The sequence below is a fragment of the Sporosarcina ureae genome (genome assembly GCF_002101375.1).
Lineage (GTDB): Bacteria > Bacillota > Bacilli > Bacillales_A > Planococcaceae > Sporosarcina > Sporosarcina ureae_B.
In genome coordinates, this window is the sequence record NZ_CP015207.1 from 2,960,140 (window position 1) to 2,978,882 (window position 18,743).

General features: G+C 40.9%; 19 protein-coding genes and 1 other annotated feature. All 19 genes read left to right on the forward strand.

Features of this window, described 5'->3' with window-relative positions; genetic code table 11:
- Positions 1–45: 45 nt before the first annotated feature.
- Positions 46–1,017, forward strand: a complete 972-nt coding sequence (gene mraY / locus SporoP8_RS14450; RefSeq protein ID WP_085133161.1) for a phospho-N-acetylmuramoyl-pentapeptide-transferase — start codon at positions 46–48, stop codon at positions 1,015–1,017.
- A complete protein-coding gene (gene murD / locus SporoP8_RS14455) occupies positions 1,018–2,367 on the forward strand; it encodes a UDP-N-acetylmuramoyl-L-alanine--D-glutamate ligase (RefSeq protein ID WP_085133162.1) in 1,350 nt (449 codons plus the stop codon).
- A 57-nt stretch (positions 2,368–2,424) separates the two neighbouring features.
- Positions 2,425–3,513, forward strand: coding sequence for a putative lipid II flippase FtsW (gene ftsW, locus SporoP8_RS14460; protein ID WP_085133163.1), 1,089 nt, complete (start codon positions 2,425–2,427; stop codon positions 3,511–3,513).
- Between the two features lie 14 nt (positions 3,514–3,527).
- Entirely contained in the window at positions 3,528–4,388 is an 861-nt protein-coding gene (locus SporoP8_RS14465; protein ID WP_198166028.1) for a cell division protein FtsQ/DivIB, read from the forward strand.
- Complete coding sequence (locus SporoP8_RS14470) at positions 4,363–5,088, forward strand: DUF881 domain-containing protein (protein WP_232319166.1); 726 nt, start codon at positions 4,363–4,365, stop codon at positions 5,086–5,088. The genes SporoP8_RS14465 and SporoP8_RS14470 overlap by 26 nt, the downstream gene beginning before the upstream one ends.
- Positions 5,089–5,107: 19 nt before the next feature.
- On the forward strand, positions 5,108–5,827 hold the full coding sequence (locus SporoP8_RS14475) for a DUF881 domain-containing protein (protein ID WP_085133165.1): 720 nt from the start codon (positions 5,108–5,110) through the stop codon (positions 5,825–5,827).
- A gap of 4 nt (positions 5,828–5,831) precedes the next feature.
- Positions 5,832–6,197, forward strand: a complete 366-nt coding sequence (locus SporoP8_RS14480) for a small basic family protein (RefSeq protein ID WP_085133166.1) — start codon at positions 5,832–5,834, stop codon at positions 6,195–6,197.
- Positions 6,198–6,297: 100 nt separating this feature from the next.
- Positions 6,298–7,584 carry a cell division protein FtsA gene (gene ftsA / locus SporoP8_RS14485; RefSeq protein WP_085133167.1) on the forward strand — a complete coding sequence of 429 codons (1,287 nt, stop codon included), beginning with the start codon at positions 6,298–6,300 and terminating at the stop codon, positions 7,582–7,584.
- Between the two features lie 49 nt (positions 7,585–7,633).
- Positions 7,634–8,809, forward strand: a complete 1,176-nt coding sequence (ftsZ, locus tag SporoP8_RS14490) for a cell division protein FtsZ (protein ID WP_085133168.1) — start codon at positions 7,634–7,636, stop codon at positions 8,807–8,809.
- A 179-nt stretch (positions 8,810–8,988) separates the two neighbouring features.
- Positions 8,989–9,837, forward strand: a complete 849-nt coding sequence (locus SporoP8_RS14495) for a sigma-E processing peptidase SpoIIGA (protein WP_085133169.1) — start codon at positions 8,989–8,991, stop codon at positions 9,835–9,837.
- Positions 9,831–10,541 carry an RNA polymerase sporulation sigma factor SigE gene (sigE, locus tag SporoP8_RS14500; protein ID WP_085133170.1) on the forward strand — a complete coding sequence of 237 codons (711 nt, stop codon included), beginning with the start codon at positions 9,831–9,833 and terminating at the stop codon, positions 10,539–10,541. The genes SporoP8_RS14495 and sigE overlap by 7 nt, the downstream gene beginning before the upstream one ends.
- A 104-nt stretch (positions 10,542–10,645) precedes the next feature.
- A complete protein-coding gene (gene sigG, locus SporoP8_RS14505; RefSeq protein ID WP_085133171.1) occupies positions 10,646–11,431 on the forward strand; it encodes an RNA polymerase sporulation sigma factor SigG in 786 nt (261 codons plus the stop codon).
- A 769-nt stretch (positions 11,432–12,200) separates the two neighbouring features.
- Positions 12,201–12,446, forward strand: a complete 246-nt coding sequence (locus SporoP8_RS14510; protein WP_158232258.1) for a PRC-barrel domain-containing protein — start codon at positions 12,201–12,203, stop codon at positions 12,444–12,446.
- Positions 12,447–12,512: 66 nt separating this feature from the next.
- Positions 12,513–13,205, forward strand: coding sequence for a YggS family pyridoxal phosphate-dependent enzyme (locus SporoP8_RS14515; protein ID WP_085133173.1), 693 nt, complete (start codon positions 12,513–12,515; stop codon positions 13,203–13,205).
- Positions 13,202–13,699: a cell division protein SepF gene (locus SporoP8_RS14520; RefSeq protein ID WP_085133174.1), complete on the forward strand. Its 498-nt coding sequence runs from the start codon at positions 13,202–13,204 to the stop codon at positions 13,697–13,699. The genes SporoP8_RS14515 and SporoP8_RS14520 overlap by 4 nt, the downstream gene beginning before the upstream one ends.
- 65 nt (positions 13,700–13,764) lie before the next feature.
- Positions 13,765–14,055, forward strand: coding sequence for a YggT family protein (locus SporoP8_RS14525; RefSeq protein WP_085133175.1), 291 nt, complete (start codon positions 13,765–13,767; stop codon positions 14,053–14,055).
- 69 nt (positions 14,056–14,124) lie between these two features.
- On the forward strand, positions 14,125–14,901 hold the full coding sequence (locus tag SporoP8_RS14530; RefSeq protein WP_085133176.1) for a YlmH family RNA-binding protein: 777 nt from the start codon (positions 14,125–14,127) through the stop codon (positions 14,899–14,901).
- Positions 14,902–15,000: 99 nt separating this feature from the next.
- Complete coding sequence (locus SporoP8_RS14535) at positions 15,001–15,567, forward strand: DivIVA domain-containing protein (RefSeq protein WP_085133177.1); 567 nt, start codon at positions 15,001–15,003, stop codon at positions 15,565–15,567.
- A gap of 42 nt (positions 15,568–15,609) precedes the next feature.
- Positions 15,610–15,830: a binding site (T-box leader), on the forward strand.
- Positions 15,831–15,935: 105 nt separating this feature from the next.
- On the forward strand, positions 15,936–18,695 hold the full coding sequence (gene ileS / locus SporoP8_RS14540; RefSeq protein WP_085133178.1) for an isoleucine--tRNA ligase: 2,760 nt from the start codon (positions 15,936–15,938) through the stop codon (positions 18,693–18,695).
- Positions 18,696–18,743: the final 48 nt, after the last annotated feature.

The following is an 18,743-nucleotide window of genomic DNA, read 5'->3' on the forward strand; positions in this document are numbered from 1 at the left end:
CAGTGCTTCACTGACACGCAATTGATAGTAGAAGGAGAACTTACCATGACACTCGGCACCACAGTCACGATAATCGCTGTCGCATTTTTCGTATCAGCGATTATCGGGGTGATCATCATCCCATTACTTAGAAGGTTGAAATTTGGTCAAAGCATACGGGAAGAGGGCCCGCAAGCGCATTTGAAGAAAGCGGGAACGCCTACGATGGGCGGGCTCATCTTCCTTCTTTCCATATTAATTTCAACACTCACTTTATCTTACATAAACGACACATTAACTACTCATACGATTGTGCTATTGATCGTGCTGGTTGGTTTCGGAATCATCGGCTTCCTAGATGACTTTATTATCATCGTAGCGAAGCGCAACTTAGGGTTGACATCACTTCAGAAATTAATCGGGCAGATCATTATTGCAATTGTTGCCTTTTTCTTACTGAAACTCGGACCATTCGAAACGACCGTAATGATTCCTTTCACAGAAATGGGAATAGATCTAGGTGTATTTTATGTGGCATTTTTAGTCTTTTGGCTCGTTGGCTTTTCAAACGCAGTCAACTTAACGGATGGATTGGACGGACTAGTTGGCGGTACATCAACTATAGCATTCTCTGCATTTGGTGTATTTGCTTTAGCATATGAGCAAAACGATATCGCGTTATTCGCATTTGTAGTAGCAGGTGCAATGCTTGGTTTTTTACTATTCAATATCAAACCAGCAAAAGTATTTATGGGAGACACAGGTTCATTGGCATTAGGTGGCGCGCTCGCTATGATTTCAGTATTGATCAAGCAGGAATTATTGTTATTGATCATCGGAATTGTATTTGTAGTAGAAACCCTTTCTGTCATCATTCAAGTCATCAGTTTTAAAATGACTGGAAAACGTGTCTTCAAAATGAGCCCTATTCATCATCACTTTGAATTATCGGGCTGGTCTGAATGGAAAGTAGTGATTGTGTTCTGGGGTGTGGCATTGCTTGCCGCCCTCGTACCGGTCTTCTTGGAGGTCATGTAGATGAAGAATACTGAACAATTCATAGGTAAAAAAATACTCGTAGTCGGTCTTGCGAAGAGTGGAGTGGCAGCAGCAGGTTTGCTTCAGCGTCTGGGCGCTGAAGTTGTAGTCAATGATTCCAAACCGCTAGAAGGCAATGAAGAGGCAGTGGAACTTCAAACACAAGGAATCGAAGTCATTGGTGGGGGACACCCAAATGATTTGCTGGATCGAAATTTCGACTTCATCGTGAAAAATCCGGGGATTCCTTATAGCAATTCATTGATAGCTAGTGCTGTTGAGCAAAATATCCCGATTTGGACCGAAGTGGAATTAGCAGGTATTCTCAGTGAAGCACCGATTATTGCCATTACAGGTTCAAACGGTAAAACAACAACCACAACATTGCTTTACCACATGCTCAATATGGCCAATAAAAAACCGTTGATTGCCGGCAATATTGGAACGGTTTCTTGTACAGTGGCGGAAAAAGCTCATGCGAATGAAGTGATTGTGCTTGAAGCTTCTTCATTCCAATTGGCTGGAACAGAAAGCTTTGTCCCGCGAATTGCAATTTTTACGAATTTATACGAAGCGCATTTGGACTATCATGGATCGATGCAAGAGTATCTGGATGCAAAGTTGCAAGTGGCACGCAATCAAACTTCAGAAGAATACTTGATTTTTAATGCTGATCAAAAGTTAATTAATGAGGCAGTAGAATCATTTAAATCTCAAAAAGTTCCTTTCACAGCACTAGGAAAAGCCGATGAGGGTATCTCAGCAGATGAGGAATGGATTTATTGGTTAGGTGAACCTTTCATAGAAATTAAGCATATAAAATTACCGGGTCGCCATAATTTAGAGAATATCTTATCAGCGACAGCAGCAGCCATATTGTCAGGGTGTGAAAAAACAGCGATAGAAAATGTATTAAGTTCTTTCACTGGTGTTCGTCACCGTATGCAATTTGTTCGCGAAGTAAAAAGTCGTACCATATACAATGATTCAAAAGCGACAAATACATTAGCGACAAAAAGTGCACTTTCCTCATTTAAGATGCCAATTATTTTGATTGCAGGTGGACTTGACAGAGGCCATTCATTTGAAGAATTACGCCCTCATATGAAAAATGTCCGTGCTGTCGTGACGATAGGGGAGACAGCAGAGCGTTTTGCAGAGTTTGCGAAGTCTTGTGGTGTAACAGAGACAATCCAAGCATCGACTATGCAGGAAGCCGTCCAGAAGGCATATGCGTGTAGCTGTGAAGACGATGTGATTTTATTGTCACCGAGCTGTGCAAGTTGGGATCAATACGAGAGCTTTGAAATTCGTGGAGATCAATTTATTGATGCAGTCATGAAGTTGTAAATTCGTTGTAATAGTTAGAGAGTAAAGTGAGGGAATGATCGATTAATTTGAGGAAGGATGCGAACGCTGGAAAGAACCTACCGTATAATCTTTTTGACAACCGCCCTATTATTGTCGCTGATTGGATTAGTATTTGTGCAATCGGCAGGATCTTATTGGGGAGAAGTACATTATCAAGATTCTTCTCCATTTATCGTCAAGCAAGGCATCTATATGATGATTTCCTTGGCTGTCGCTTATGTGCTGGTCAAAAGTCCGTTAACATCCCATCCTAAATTTTGGACCTATTGTTATATCGCTTCAATTTTAATGTTGGTAGCAGTATTGATACCGGGTATTGGAGCGGTGCGAAATGGTTCTCAAAGCTGGATCGCGTTTGGTCCCATTAGTTTGCAACCGGCGGAATTCGTTAAGGTGGCTTTGCTTGGAAAATTAGCAAGCGGTATGAAGAAACATAAAGAAAAGTCCTGGCAGTGGCAACATTTTGCATGGATTTTATTACCCGCAACTTTGATCATGTTGCAACCTGACCTCGGCTCTGCCGTCATCATGATAGTATCTGCTTTTGTCATTCTTTTCTTGGCTGGCTATCCATTGTCATTCTTTATCTTTCTTTTCGTCTCAGGACTCGGTGCTTTTATCGCACTCATTCTAGCTGCACCGTATCGTTTGGATCGAATTAAATCCTATATTGATCCGTGGAACGATCCTCTCGGTACGGGGTTCCAAAGTATTCAATCCTTATTCGCAATTGCCCCTGGCGGATTATTCGGTCATGGCTTTGGGAATAGTCGTCAAAAGTTTTTGTACTTGCCTGAACCTCAAAATGACTTTATCTTTTCGATTATTGCAGAAGAAATAGGCTTTATCGGTGCAGCGTCTATCGTATTGCTGTTTATCTTGTTATTCGCTTCTGCATTCGGCATAGCGATTCGGCTGAACAACTGGAATTCGTTTTTAATTGTCACCGGTATGGTGTCCATGATCACTTTCCAAACGTTTTTAAATATGGGAGTCGTATCAGGTTTGCTGCCTGTGACAGGGGTGACGTTGCCTTTCATAAGTTATGGAGGATCCTCGCTGTTGACCACTTGGCTTGCTGTTGGAACAATTTTACACTACTCTGCGAATAAAAGGGCAGGATGAAGGGAGAACAGGATGTGGAAAAAATAATAGATATTGAAGATCGGATTCCATCTATGCGTAAAAAACGCAGAAGAAAGGCCAATATGAGCTTTCTTCTACTCGTCGTGATATTCGTCCTTGTTCTTCTTGCCTTATTGTATTTCCAATCTTCATTAAGCGATGTATCGAATATATCCATTAATGAGACTGTTTTACACAAAAGTGAGGAGTATAAAGATCAGAGTGGATTGTATAAGGGGCAATCACTATGGGGTTTCCGTGCTAAAGATATAGAAAAAAATATCAAGAAAATTCCCGGCGTGAAAGGTGCCACGGTGAGTCGTGATTTTTATAATGATGTTTCCATTCATGTTACAGAGTGGGAACCGGTTGCCTTTATAGAGAATCAAGGACAATATAATTTATTGTTGGAAAATGGTGATCGCCTAGAAACTACCGATCCTGATATCCTTTCTCATGCGCCTATCCTATCTGGTTTTACCGATCCTGAAGTGACGGAACGAATGATCGGTGAACTACAAATGATGGATAGTACAGTTTTTGAACTCCTGTCAGAGCTTCGTTATCAAGGAGAAGAAAAAATTGACGTATTTATGAGTGATGGATATGAGGTACATGCAGTGATTTTAGGTTTCGCTGATAAAATGTCCTACTATCCGGATATCATCGCTCAATTGCCAAAAGAAGAAAAAGGCGTGCTAGATATTGAAATTGGCGTGTATTTTAAAACATATACAGATTTCTACAAAGAACCAGTACCGATAGATGTGGAAATTCCACAGCCCACTGAAGAGTCAGCCACAACAAAGGGCAAGCCGGTCGAAGTAGAAATGAATAAGGAGGAAAAAAGTGAGCAAAACACTGAAGAAAACTAGAGAAAAACGCGGCAAGCAATTGGTGCTATCCATCGTATTTCTAGTCTTGGGCTTCATGCTTGCATTTTCCTACCGTACAATTGGCAGTAAGCAACAAGTGTTGGATTCACAGCAAACCAATTTATTTCAGCAAGAAGAACAGTATCGGGCCGATTTAATCGATCAGCAAGAGAGAAATAAGGAATTGACAAATGAATTATTGGAGAAACAGAAAAAAGTGCATTCGTTTGAGCAGGAGTTCTCCGATAAAGAAAAAAATCATGCGGTTCTTGTGGAAAAAGCTCGAGATTTAAGATTATTGCTTGGCGATATTCCGTCAAAAGGTGCAGGAGTAAAAGTAACACTGGAAGATGCAGCTTATGATCCTTCAATACAAAATCCGAATGATTATATCGTCCATGAAAGTCACGTTTTACGTGTAATTAATGAATTGAAAATCGCAGGTGCGCAAGGAATGACAATCAATGGGCAACGGATTAATTCGAATTCGTACATAAAATGTACAGGCCCTGTTATTATGGTTGATGGCAGAACGTTTCCAGCACCTTTTATTATAGAAGCAGTAGGAGATCCGAAAGTGCTAACTCCAGCGCTACATTTAAAAGGCAGTGTTATAGATGGTTTGTTGCGAGATAATATCGTCGTCACATTGGAAGAAATGAAGGAAGTTCAACTACCTGCGATTCGTGACGAAGTATGAGGGATTGTGGGGGGGTAGAGTGAAGCAAAAAATACACTGGAAGTTCACGTTGATTCTCGGTATAGTGGGATTTGTATTGGCTTTACAATACAACACAATGAATACTACATCTCCACGAGACACACGAGATTTATGGGCTATTCGTAAAGAATTATCGAGTGAAAGAAAAATCCACTCTGAACTTTTAGAAGAAATCAGGGGAATTGACCAGACGCTTGTTGCTTATAATGCATCACCCGAAGCCAATGCAGCAAGTGTGTTGCAAGACACGTTGGATAAACTGTATAAACAAGCGGGATTCATGCCGACCACTGGTCCAGGATTTGTAATAGAAGTCGCGCCATCCCCAGAAAGTATTGCGTTCGGTTATGAAATAGAGCCAGTATCATCTGAACTGCTGGCTTGGTTTATTAATGTGGTGAATCAACAACAAGGTAATGAGTTGGAGATTGATGGCAAGCGCTTTACTACGTTGAGTTGGATCCGGGATATTAATGGTAATCTGACCGTCAATGGGGAAGTGGTTTCCACACCACCGTTCAATATTAAAGTCGTTTCTCCTACGAAGGAAGAAAGTGAAAAGTTGTATAATCAATTATTGACAACTACCATACAAGATGAGTTTTATTTGGACGACTTAATACTGACAATTAGTGAACCAACGGATGACATTACGTTACAAGGCTGGACGGGCGGTTTTGAAAATCGGTTTTTAAAAGAACAAACAAAGGAGGAATGACAATATGTGGCTACCCTTACTTGGGCTCCTCCTTGGCGTTTCACTAGGTTTGCTCTCGGATATACAGATCCCGCAAGTATATAATAACTATTTAACTATTGCGATTCTCGCTGCATTTGATACACTATTTGGTGGAATCAGAGCCTATCTTCAGCAAGTGTATGACGACCGAATATTCGTCAGCGGATTTTTCTTCAATATACTATTAGCAGCAGCACTTGCTTTTATCGGTGTACACTTAGGTGTAGATTTATACTTGGCAGCAGTTTTCGCTTTTGGTGTACGATTATTCCAAAACATCGCGGTCATCAGAAGAATCTTGCTCGCAAAATGGACGGGTAGAAACAAAAATTCCGACACAAATGCGTAATATTACATGTTTTTAGAAGAGGGTGTTGAAAATATTTAGACAAAGCAGTCATAATACAATAGAATGGAAGTTACTAGTTACATTAAGGAGGTGTCAATAATTGAGTAAATCAAATCATTACGTATCACTTGATATAGGATCATCCACAATTAAAGTCTTAATTGGGGAGATGGATCAAAATGCCCTGCATGTAATCGGTGTAGGAAATGTACAATCTGCTGGAATTCGCAAAGGAACAATTATTGATATTGATGCCACTGTCCAGTCAATCCGTAAAGCGATTGAACAGGCTGAAAGAATGACAGGCTTGAAAATTGAAGAAGTAGTTCTTGGCATACCTGCAAATGGCGTTCAGTTCCAAAACGTCAAAGGTGTTGTGGCTGTGAACTCTGAAAATCGTGAAATCACAGATGATGACCTAGAAAGAGTTATGAAATCATCACAAGTAATGAATGTTCCACCGGAAAGAGAATTCGTCAATTTAGTGCCAAAGCAATTTATTGTCGATGATTATGATGAAATCACAGACCCCCGTGGTATGATGGGAGTAAGATTGGAAATGGACGCGACGTTAATTACGACGTCCAAAACTCAACTACATAACATTTTACGCTGTGTAGAAAAAGCTGGTTTACAAATACGCGAAATTTATTTGCAGCCATTGGCGGCAGGTACATTCGCATTATCTGAAGATGAAATGTATCATGGAACTGCCTTTATCGATATTGGTGGAGGATCAACTACGGTTTCGGTGTTCGCTGAAAATCGTTTGATTAGTACGTCTGTATTACCTGTTGGCGGAGATCATATTACAAAAGACTTATCAATCGTCTTAAAAACACCTACAGAACAAGCAAGAATGATTAAGCATCAGTATGGACACGCCTATTATGATGATGCTTCAGATGAAGAATTATTTGAAGTACCGGTAGTAGGGTCAGATGCAAAAGATCAATATAGCCAGCGTTATATCTCTGATGTTATCGGTTCACGTCTTGAAGAATTGTTCGAATTGATTCTCGAAGACTTATATGCAACAGGTATCCGTGACTTGCCTGGCGGTATCGTCATCACAGGCGGTACAGCTAAATTGGACGGGATTTTACAGTTGGCTCGTGATGTCTTTAAAACAAGAGCTAGATTATACACACCAGAATATATTGGTGTCCGTGAGCCAATGTATTCTACTGCGGTTGGCTTGATTCGCTATGCATATATGGAAGATGTGTTCTTTGGTTATGAAGAAGAGCCGGTTGGTTCACCTCAATCATCAGACTCCATTTATGAAGTTGCGGAACCTGTAGCTAGACCAGTTAAGCCGAAAAAAGAAAAAGGTCAAGGATTCATGAAACGCGCTAAAAAAGTATTCGACAATTTCTTTGAGTAAACCATTGTGTTGAACAGGGAATTACAGATAATTTAGAGGAGGAAAATCAATGCTTGAATTTGAGACGAATATAGATGCATTAGCGGTAATTAAAGTTATTGGAGTGGGCGGCGGCGGAAACAATGCGGTCAACCGTATGATTGAACATGGAGTGCAAGGTGTAGAATTTATCGCGGTAAATACGGATGCTCAAGCATTGAAATTATCATCGGCTGAAATCAAACTACAAATCGGTGAGAAGCTTACTAGAGGACTTGGCGCAGGCGCTAACCCTGAGGTAGGTAAAAAAGCTGCTGAAGAAAGTAAAGAGCAGATCGAAGAAGCTCTACGTGGAGCAGACATGGTCTTCGTTACAGCTGGTATGGGAGGCGGAACTGGTACGGGTGCAGCACCAGTTATCGCTCAAATCGCTAAAGATATTGGTGCATTGACAGTAGGTGTGGTTACACGTCCGTTCACTTTTGAAGGAAGAAAGAGATCTACTTCAGCAGCTGGCGGTATCGCAAGCATGAAAGAAGCAATCGATACGCTAATTGTTATTCCAAATGACAAGTTGCTGGAGATTGTGGATAAAAACACTCCAATGCTTGAAGCGTTCAGAGAAGCTGACAATGTATTGCGTCAAGGTGTTCAAGGTATCTCGGATTTGATCGCAGTACCTGGATTGATCAATCTCGACTTTGCTGACGTGAAAACGATCATGTACAACAAAGGATCTGCATTGATGGGGATCGGTATGTCTACTGGTGAAAATCGTGCAGCGGAAGCCGCGAAAAAAGCTATTTCTAGTCCGTTGCTTGAAACATCAATCGATGGAGCCAAAGGTGTCTTAATGAATATTACAGGTGGTTCGAACTTGAGCTTGTTTGAAGTGCAGGAAGCAGCTGATATTGTTGCCACTGCTTCAGACGAAAACGTTAACATGATCTTCGGTTCTGTTATCAACGACGACTTGAAAGATGAAATCATCGTCACAGTCATCGCGACAGGATTTAACGAAGAACAATTAGCTCCATCAAGACAACGTGGTGCTGGGGTGACGGGTGGCGTTCGCCCACAAAGACCTGTACAACAGCAACCGCCAACACAACAGAGCAGATATGAAGAGCAACCACGTTACGAACAACAAGCTGAGCCGAGACAGCCACAGGTTAATCAGCAGCATCAGCACGAAGAACAATTGGATATCCCAACGTTCTTACGTAATCGTACGCGTCGTAAATAATAAATAGAACTAGCTTCCCGCAAGAGATGAAATTCTCATGCGGGAAGCTTTTTTGATTTCGTCATAGCGCGATGACTATACGCACTTAAAAATATGTCGAAGTTTTTATAGGAAACCATCCAAAGCCCGACAGGTTTTTCATTAAAGCCATGATAATCTGTTTGTAAGGAGGCCGGCATATGTATGGAGAACTGATGATAGGGATCAACATGCTCTTTAACTACGCCATCCTATCATTCACTAATAAAGTTGGAAATCATCAAACGAGCAAAAGGAGGTTATGGAGCGCAGCATTTCTCGGTGCCTTCTTTATTACGTTGTTCCCGTATTCTTTGCCAGCGATGATCTTCACTTTTTTAGGAATGACGTATATCGCATTTGGACAAACGTTTAGGAGTTGGAAAAGTTCGATTCTCGCTGTACTGATCGCGGCTTTCTTCGCAGGAGGAATGTTGACCTTGATCTATGCACAGATTAGTATCAACGTAAATCAACGCTTTTTATTCGTAGCGATTGGTCTAACCTATCTGTCGTTATACATCGTGAAGCATAAATGGATTGACACACGCATGATGAATAAGTTAATGAGTTTCACGCTGGACTCAGAATTGAATTTATGGGGACATTCCATTCCACTTAAGGTATTCATCGATACGGGTAATCATTGCGTAGAACCATTATCAGGAGATCCTGTGCATTTTATTGGCTATAAGGCAATCAAAGATCAGCTGCCAGACGACTTCGCTTCAGCACTAGTGTCCTGGAATCCTGAAAAATCTCCAGACTTGGCGAGTTTCCCTGCTACTTATCAAAAGAATCTTCGTTTAATACGATTGCAGACTGTTCAAGGTGCTTCGTGGGCTGTTGGAATCAAGTATGATAGCTGGTTGCTCGAAGGAGAGTTATTGCCTGTAGGATACATCGTCTTGACGAAAGAACAGCATCAATACCCTCAAGGTGCAGCGGCTATTTTGCAAATGAGTGCGATGGATGTACTAAAAGAAGAAGGGAGAACGGCTATATGTTGATAGAAGTAAAAAAATGGGTTTCTTATATTGTGGGATTCTTTAGACAAAAAAGCGGCATATTTTATATTGGTGGACATGAGTCTCTTCCTAAGCCACTCGATAAGGAGCAGGAAGCAAAAATGATTGCGGCATTAATGAATGGCGATGCTGCTGCGCGTGATACATTAATTGAAAAAAATTTACGTCTCGTTGTCTATATCGCAAGGCGCTTCGATAATACGAACACGAATATTGAAGATCTCATTAGTATAGGAACTATCGGCTTGATCAAAGCAATAGAAACTTTTAAAGCAGATAAAAATATTAAGCTGGCGACATATGCTTCTCGTTGTATTGAAAATGAAATTTTAATGCATTTGCGTAAAACGAATCGAATTCGTTCGGAGATCTCATTTGATGAACCGTTAAATTCGGATGCCGATGGTAATGAGTTACTTCTATCGGATATCCTAGGGACAGATGAAGACATTATTATAGACGATGTCGAGAAAAAGCTAGAGCGTCAATATATGATCGATGCCATTTCAGTTTTAGATGAAAGAGAACGTTATATTATGGAACAACGATTCGGACTAATGGGCACGAATGAAATGACACAAAAAGAAGTAGCGGATCTTCTCGGTATTTCACAATCGTATATATCTAGATTGGAAAAGAAAATAATTTCTGAGCTACGAGATCGACTAAATCAACCAATTTCATAACTGGGCTTATCGGCAGAAATTGGCGATTCGTGAATTCGCATATTCTAAAGAGTTGAGGACACACTACTCTGTACACTCACCTATAGAATGCGGAGGAAGAGCCAATGGTACGTACAAGAGTAGAAATTTGTGGGATCAATACGTCCGAGCTGCCTTTATTAACTGCCGATGTGATGAAAGAGACATTCATCCGTTTGCAAAGCGGTGACGAATTTGCTAGAGATGAATTGGTATTTGCGAATTTACGTCTCGTACTTAGCCTTGTTCAACGCTTTAACTATCGTGGAGAGCAGGCTGATGATTTATTCCAGGTTGGTTGTATTGGGTTGTTGAAAGCCATAGACAATTTTGACTTAAAACATAATGTCCGGTTTTCCACCTACGCTGTGCCGATGATTATTGGAGAAATAAAACGACATCTTCGTGATCATCATGCTGTTCGTGTATCCAGATCGTTACGTGATATCGCTTATAAAGCCATCAGGGCAAAAGAACAATATGTCAACGAACATCAACACGAACCAAGAATTTCAGATCTCGAGAAGATTACCGGCATACCGGAAGAAGATATACTCTTCGCCTTAGATGCCATACAGGACCCTATGTCGTTGCATGAGCCAATGAACAGCGATGGCGGCGATCCGATTTATATGATGGATCAGCTACATGACCAGAGAGTATCAGAGGATCGTTGGATGAACTATGTGTCCATTAAAGATAAAATGAGCGAGCTGGACGAACGTCAACAACTTATCGTTTCCAAACGATTTTACCTCGGTCAGACGCAAACCGAAATTGCTAAGGAGCTCGGAATCTCACAGGCTCAAATCTCAAGAATTGAAAAGCATGCGATGGAGCAGATTCGGCTTGGAATTGAGCAGAAGAAATAATGATAGCGATTGATATACAAAGACTGTCCTTTCCACATAAACGTGGGGGGACAGTTTTTGTTTTTGTTGGCGAAGTGAGTGGGTGAGGGGAAGGCAACATTACTCTGCGTTCCAGGCGGACGCGTTCGGGCGAGTCGCCTTCCACTACGATTCACTTTTGTTTTTCTGGATATAGATGGGAGGAGATATAGTCAAACCCAAACCCAAACCCAAACCCAAACCCAATACGCAAGCGCTCATAGATTCGTCTAAGTGATCATAGCAACTTCACGACCGCTCAATGATCTCAACAAGCGATCATATTCATTGGGTAAACGCTCTTAGAAGCAATTAAGTGATCATACTTGCTTTGTAAGCGCTCATTGAGCTTCAAGACTTTACAGATTTTGAATTTAAATAAGTAATAAAGCGCCACTAAGTCACTTGCCAATAACAATGACGTTTAAAACTAATCGCAATCTCACGGTAGGATTGTAGTGGAAAAGGTGGCGACACCTGGTGATCAGCACGATCTTGAGATCCTAGACTGAGCGAGAGCCGTTGCGAAGTACGGCTTTTGCGAGTAAAAGCGAAGCGTTAGGAGCACATCTTTGCACGTAGCGATGGAAGCGGCTCAAGATTTTACCCCCGGAAAGCATCCACTTCTGCAACGGAAATCCCAAACCACTATCCAATGTCTCCCTCTCTAGGCACTTTCTAATTCGTCGAGCATTTTTCCACGTTCTCATTAAAACTCACTATGCATAGTATGAAAGAAGGAGGGGAAACTATGCGTTTTTCCAGCTTACAGAAAAAAGAAGTCATTGAACTGAAAAAAGGGTCTTTCCTCGGTTTTGTTCAAGACGCCACAATCGACATCGAAAAAGGAGAAATTGCTCAACTTCATATAGGCGAACTTGAACGCTCATTCTTCTCAGACAGCAAGTCAAAAGGTGTCCAAAAAATCAATTACAAAGACGTCATGACGATTGGAAAAGATATTATCTTGATTGAGAATAAACGGCTCAATAAATGACTTATCGTTGATATATAGTGCCCAAATTGATACAATGAAATAAAGCTAATGAAAAGTAGTGATAATATGGAACAAGTAGAACAACGACTAGCCACTATACAAAATCAAATAAACGAAGCATGTGAAACGTCAAATCGCAGCTCGGATGATATCACGTTAATAGCTGTCACGAAGCAAGTATCTTCCGCTAGAGCCCAATCCCTACTAGATATTGGGATTAGGAACTTAGGGGAAAATCGTCTCGAAGGATTGCTTGATAAGCAAGAAACGATTGTAGGTCCAGTCAATTGGCACTTTATTGGTAACTTACAAACACGCAAAGTAAAAGAATTAGTCGACACGATTGACTGCCTTCATTCGCTTGACCGTATGAGCCTTGCGAATGAAGTGAACAAGCGGGCAAGTAAGCCGCTAGATTGTTTTGTACAAGTCAATGTTTCAGGTGAAAAATCTAAATCGGGTATTACTCCCGATGAAGCAGATGTATTCTTTGAACAATTAGCGGCTTACGAAAACATTCATGTAATTGGACTGATGACGATGGCACCAAACACGGATGATGAATCTGTAGTTCGCAACACATTCCGTTCTTTACGTGAACTACGAGACAGAATCGCAACAAAAGGATTATCCTACGCACCGTGTACTAAACTGTCCATGGGTATGTCCAATGATTTTACAATTGCAATAGAAGAAGGTGCAACTCATATACGCATCGGCACTGCATTGGCCGGATCAGAAAGCGAGGAAACTGAATGAGCCTCAAAAAACGATTGGAAAAAATGTTTTGGGTACAGGAAGAAGATTTAGTTCAACAACCGAAACCCCAAAGCAAACCAACAAAAGGTGAACAAGCAATGGCTCGCAAAGAGATGAAGAAGCTAGCAGGGAAGAAACGGGCTGTCAATAGTCGACTTCAAGCCTCACCGCAAAAACCTTCATCTACACAAGCCCCAGTGATTAGCCTACAAAGTCTTCAAAAATCATCAAAAGTCATTCTACTCGAGCCGCGTTCTTATGCTGAAGTAGAGGATATTGCAGAACATTTGAAGAATCGCCGTTCTGTCGTTGTGAACTTACAGCAGATAGAGCGAGATCAAGGATTTCGTATCATTGATTTCTTAAGTGGGACAGTTTATGCCCTCGGTGGCGACATTCAACGAATTGGCGCAGATATATTTCTATGTGCACCTGACAACGTAGAAGTAGCCGGTAAAATAACGGAGTTTCTATCTGAACAACAAGAACGATAGGCTACACAACTTAGAACTTTCAATAGTTGAAAGTTGAACAATTTGAATGAGGTGTACATGTTATTATGATCGCATTATTAAACAATTCTTATTTATTAATATCCGGAGCGTTACAAATCTATTCAATCCTATTGGTCATTTATATTTTAATGTCATGGGTTCCATCTACTAGAGAAACAAAATTTGGGCAGCTGATAGCAAAGATAGCAGAGCCCTATTTAGGCTTTTTCCGTAAGTTCATACCTCCATTCGGCATGATTGATTTTTCACCGATCGTCGCATTGCTGTCCTTACAATTAATCAGCAGAGGGATTGGACAGATTTATTTGATGATCTTCCAAGCATTAGTAAATTAAGTATAACCTTAACTGAATTTGGAAATCCTCACAAGGTGGGGATTTTTTTATATAAGGAGAAGAAATAGAATGGATTCAATATTTCAACATTTTCGTAAAGAAGAACAACCGTTTATTGAAAAAGTGAATAGTTGGGTGAAAGAAGTAGAAGATACATATGCGCCCAAGCTAACAGAGTTTATGGATCCACGTCAGCGGTTCATAACAGAATCAATCGTGAGAAATTCAGATCTCACATTGACAGCTGAAGGTGGCTTTAATGATGCAGAACGACAGCGTGTACTCATCTACCCTGATTATTACACCCCGATTAAAGAGGATTTTCAAATCAGTATATATAAAGTGAATTATCCGCAAAAATTCGTTACGATGAAACATTCCCAACTCCTTGGATCTTTACTGTCTGTTGGAATTGAACGTTCACGGTTTGGTGATATACAACTAACTGAAGAAGCGGTGCAATTTGCGGTTGCTGAGGAAGTATCTGAATACATCCATGTCCATTTCACGCAAGTCGGTAAAGTGAAAGTTTCAGTAGAGCCAGTTTTGACCACGGAAGACTTTATTAATGTAAAAGAAGAGTGGACGGAAGAACTGCATATCGTTAGTTCATTGCGTTTGGACGTAGTTGTAGCAGCATTAACAAACAGTTCAAGAGCTAAAGCTTCTTCACTTATTAAGGCGGAAAAAGTAAAAGTGAATTGGGCTATGATTGATCAACAAGCATTTGAAGTGGAAGAATATGATGTACTCTCAATTAGAGGATTTGGCCGCTTTAGAATTATGAGTATCGAAGGGCGTACAAAGAAAGATAAAATTCGCGTGATGATCGGTGCGCTAGTCTGAATAGAATCCTTGATAAATTAAGAAAAGTAGTGTTTAATCAAGTAGTAAACACAATCACACTGTAAACTATGTAAGCATACTGAAAGGAGAAAGCGTATTATGGCTTTAACCCCTACGGATATACATAACAAAACATTCAACACGAAATTTCGTGGCTATGACGAAGATGAAGTGAATGGATTTTTAGAACAATTGATGAAAGACTACGAAAATGTTCTGAAGAAAAATGAAGAACTTGAAAAAACAGTTTCTGATAATGAAGTTAAGATTACTCACTTTAATTTAATAGAAGAAACGATGCAGAAATCTATTCTGATTGCACAAGAAGCTGCAGAAGATGTTCGCAAAAATGCTATTCAAGAATCAAAGTTAATCATTTCTGAAGCAGAAAAGAATGCAGACCGCCTTGTTAACGACGCACTCGCGCAGGCAAGAAAGATTGCACTAGAAGTCGAAGTGTTGAAGAAACAGTCAAAAGTATTCAAAAGCCGTTTCAAGATGATGGTAGAAGCGCAGCTTGATATGATCAACACTGAAGACTGGGACGACTTGTTGAAGTATGAATTAGATACATCCAGCGTAGAAAGTGCAGCTGAGCAAGAGTTGGATATTCCGAATGTAGACAGTCTAGATGAAGAACTAGTTACGAAGACGAAAGAAGCTTGACAACTTCCGAACACATTTTTATAATGAAAAGTAAATTGAAACGAAGAAGCGTTGACGGAAAAAGTACTTTCTGATTTTGCCCATAGCGAGCCGGGGATGGTGTAAGCCTGGTGGTAAATCAGAAACGAAAATCACTCCTGAGCTAGAACCTTTATGTAGATCTTGGTTCTCGGCCTCACACTGTCGTTACTAGTGTCTAAGCGGCAATTGCGTTATGCAATTGCAAGTAGGGTGGTACCGCGAGAATGAACCTCGTCCCTTTTTGGGATGGGGTTTTTCTGATTTCTCAAGAAAGAGAGCGCTTGATCTAGCTGATTTCATTTCTTAAACAATAAATTGAATCACACATATTTTAAGGAGGAATTATAATGGAATATAAAGATACATTACTTATGCCGAAAACTGATTTCCCTATGCGTGGAAATTTGCCAAATAATGAGCCGAAAATGCAGGAAGAGTGGAATGAGAAGAATATCTATCAGCAAGTTCAAGAACGTACTGCGGACCGTCCGTTCTTCATTTTGCATGACGGACCGCCTTATGCAAACGGTGACTTACACATGGGTCACGCACTTAACAAAGTACTAAAGGACTTTATCATTCGTTATAAATCAATGTCTGGGTTCCACGCACCCTATGTACCGGGTTGGGACACACACGGTTTACCAATAGAGCAAGCACTTGTAAATAAAAAGGTTGATCGCAAAAAAATGAGTACCGCTGAATTCCGTAAAATGTGTGAAGAGTATGCCCTTCAACAAATTGACAATCAGCGTACGCAGTTCAAGCGTTTAGGTGTTCGTGGAGATTGGGATAATCCATACATCACGCTGAAGCCTGAATTTGAATCACGTCAAATACAAGTATTTGGTGAAATGGCTAAAAAAGGCTATATCTATAAAGGACTAAAACCTGTCTACTGGTCTCCTTCAAGTGAAACTGCCTTGGCAGAAGCGGAAATTGAATATCAGGATAAGAAATCTCCCTCCATATACGTCAGCTTCTCAATCTCGGATGGGAAAGGTGTACTGGAGCATGATGAGAAGTTCCTGATCTGGACAACAACACCTTGGACAATTCCAGCAAACTTAGGAATTTCCGTTCATCCTAAATTTACGTATGCAGTAGTAAAAGTTCAGAATGAGAAATTTGTAGTAGCAAAAGACTTAATCGAGTATTTGGCAAAAGAATTGGAATGGGAAGAGTACTCAATCGAAAAAGAAATTCAAGGTGTAGATCTTGACCGAATCGTTGCGAGACATCCATTTTATGACCGTGATTCATTAGTTATGTTAGGTGAGCATGTTACGGCAGATGCGGGTACAGGTTGTGTCCATACAGCACCAGGCCATGGTGAAGATGACTTCTACGTAAGTAAGCAATATGGAATCGATGCATTATCTCCAATTGATGATCGAGGTGTCATGACGGAGGAAGCACCATTTTTCGCAGGTATGTTCTATGAGGATGCGAATAAAGCGGTAACTGAAAAGCTGAAAGAAGTCGGGGCACTTCAAAAGTTGTCATTCTTCACTCACTCGTACCCGCATGATTGGCGTACGAAGAAGCCAGTCATCTACCGTGCGACTGCACAATGGTTCGCTTCTATTGAATCTTTCAGAAATGATTTACTCGAAGCAATCCGAACTACTACATTCACACCAGCTTGGGGTGAAACACGTTTATTTAATATGGTGCGTGACCGTGGTGACTGGTGTATTTCCCGTCAGCGCGTATGGGGTGTTCCCATTCCGGTATTCTATGCGGAAAATGGAGAGGCGATTCTTACAGATGAAACAGTCAGTCATGTAGCAGATTTATTCCGTGAGAATGGATCAAATGTCTGGTTCGAACGTTCTGCAAAAGAACTATTGCCAGAAGGCTATACACATGAAGGGAGCCCGAATGGCGAATTCACGAAAGAAACGGACATTATGGATGTTTGGTTCGACTCGGGTACTACTCATCAAGGAGTACTAGATGAACGTGATGATCTTCGTTACCCAGCAGATTTATATCTTGAAGGTTCCGATCAATATCGCGGTTGGTTCAACTCTTCATTGACAACGAGCGTAGCCATCAACGGTATTGCACCGTATAAAGGCATCTTGAGCCATGGTTTCACATTGGACAAAAATGGCCGTAAGATGAGTAAGTCTTTAGGGAATGTCATCGTTCCTTCGAAAGTCATCAATCAACTTGGTGCAGACATCGTCCGTCTATGGGTATCGTCTGTAGATTATACAGCAGATGTTCGTGTATCTGATTCGAACTTTAAGCAAGTATCAGAAGTCTACCGGAAGATCCGTAATACGATTCGTTTCTTGCATGGGAACGTAGCCGACTTTAATCCAACTACAAATCGTGTAGCATTTGATGATATGCGTGCAATTGATCAGTACGTCTATGTGAAGTTGCAGGATTTGATTGAGGAAGTTCTTACAGCTTACGAGCAGTATGCGTTCCCTACGGTCTACCACGCAATCAATAATTTCTGTACAGGCGTACTAAGCTCACTGTACTTGGATATTGCGAAAGATGTAGTCTATATCGAAGCTGCGAATCACCCAGATCGTCGTGCAATGCAGTCGGTGATGTATGATACATTGATTACACTAGTCAAGCTCATCACACCAATCTTGCCACACACAGCAGATGAAATGTGGAAAAATATTCAGTACGTTGAAGAAGATAGTGTCCAATTGACGGATATGCCTGAAGCTGATCATAAAGGTGAACTTGCGGACAAGCTTCGTGAGCGCTTTGATAATTTGATGGAGATTCGTGATGATGTCTTGAAAGCTCTCGAAGAAGCACGAAACGCGAAAGTAATTGGGAAATCATTGGAGGCAAAAGTGACTGTTGTGTTGCCTGAAGTTCAACGTGGCATATTGCAAGCAGAAGATATCGATTTTGCACAATTCTTCATCGTCTCGGACTTTGAAGAGAGTACAGATGCAGAGTTACCAAATGCATTGAAACTGGATCATGCAACGGTCTTGGTAGAACCTGCTGAAGGTGAAAAATGTGAGCGTTGCTGGACAATCTCTAAAACAGTTGGAGAAGATGCAGAACATTCAACACTATGTACACGATGCGCGACTGTTGTGAAAGAAAACTATGCGTAAGCAATTTTGATGTCGTAGCCATCATCATTCACTCGTGGATGATGATGG

Coding starts and splice junctions, on each gene's coding strand:
- ftsZ (WP_085133168.1), top strand. CDS start 7,634: ATGCTTGAATTTGAGACGAATATAGATGCATTAGCGGTAATTAAAGTT.
- sigE (WP_085133170.1), top strand. CDS start 9,831: ATGTTGATAGAAGTAAAAAAATGGGTTTCTTATATTGTGGGATTCTTT.
- SporoP8_RS14495 (WP_085133169.1), top strand. CDS start 8,989: ATGTATGGAGAACTGATGATAGGGATCAACATGCTCTTTAACTACGCC.
- SporoP8_RS14515 (WP_085133173.1), top strand. CDS start 12,513: ATGGAACAAGTAGAACAACGACTAGCCACTATACAAAATCAAATAAAC.
- sigG (WP_085133171.1), top strand. CDS start 10,646: ATGGTACGTACAAGAGTAGAAATTTGTGGGATCAATACGTCCGAGCTG.
- SporoP8_RS14480 (WP_085133166.1), top strand. CDS start 5,832: ATGTGGCTACCCTTACTTGGGCTCCTCCTTGGCGTTTCACTAGGTTTG.
- SporoP8_RS14525 (WP_085133175.1), top strand. CDS start 13,765: ATGATCGCATTATTAAACAATTCTTATTTATTAATATCCGGAGCGTTA.
- ftsW (WP_085133163.1), top strand. CDS start 2,425: ATGCGAACGCTGGAAAGAACCTACCGTATAATCTTTTTGACAACCGCC.
- SporoP8_RS14510 (WP_158232258.1), top strand. CDS start 12,201: ATGCGTTTTTCCAGCTTACAGAAAAAAGAAGTCATTGAACTGAAAAAA.
- SporoP8_RS14530 (WP_085133176.1), top strand. CDS start 14,125: ATGGATTCAATATTTCAACATTTTCGTAAAGAAGAACAACCGTTTATT.
- SporoP8_RS14520 (WP_085133174.1), top strand. CDS start 13,202: ATGAGCCTCAAAAAACGATTGGAAAAAATGTTTTGGGTACAGGAAGAA.
- mraY (WP_085133161.1), top strand. CDS start 46: ATGACACTCGGCACCACAGTCACGATAATCGCTGTCGCATTTTTCGTA.
- ileS (WP_085133178.1), top strand. CDS start 15,936: ATGGAATATAAAGATACATTACTTATGCCGAAAACTGATTTCCCTATG.
- murD (WP_085133162.1), top strand. CDS start 1,018: ATGAAGAATACTGAACAATTCATAGGTAAAAAAATACTCGTAGTCGGT.
- SporoP8_RS14535 (WP_085133177.1), top strand. CDS start 15,001: ATGGCTTTAACCCCTACGGATATACATAACAAAACATTCAACACGAAA.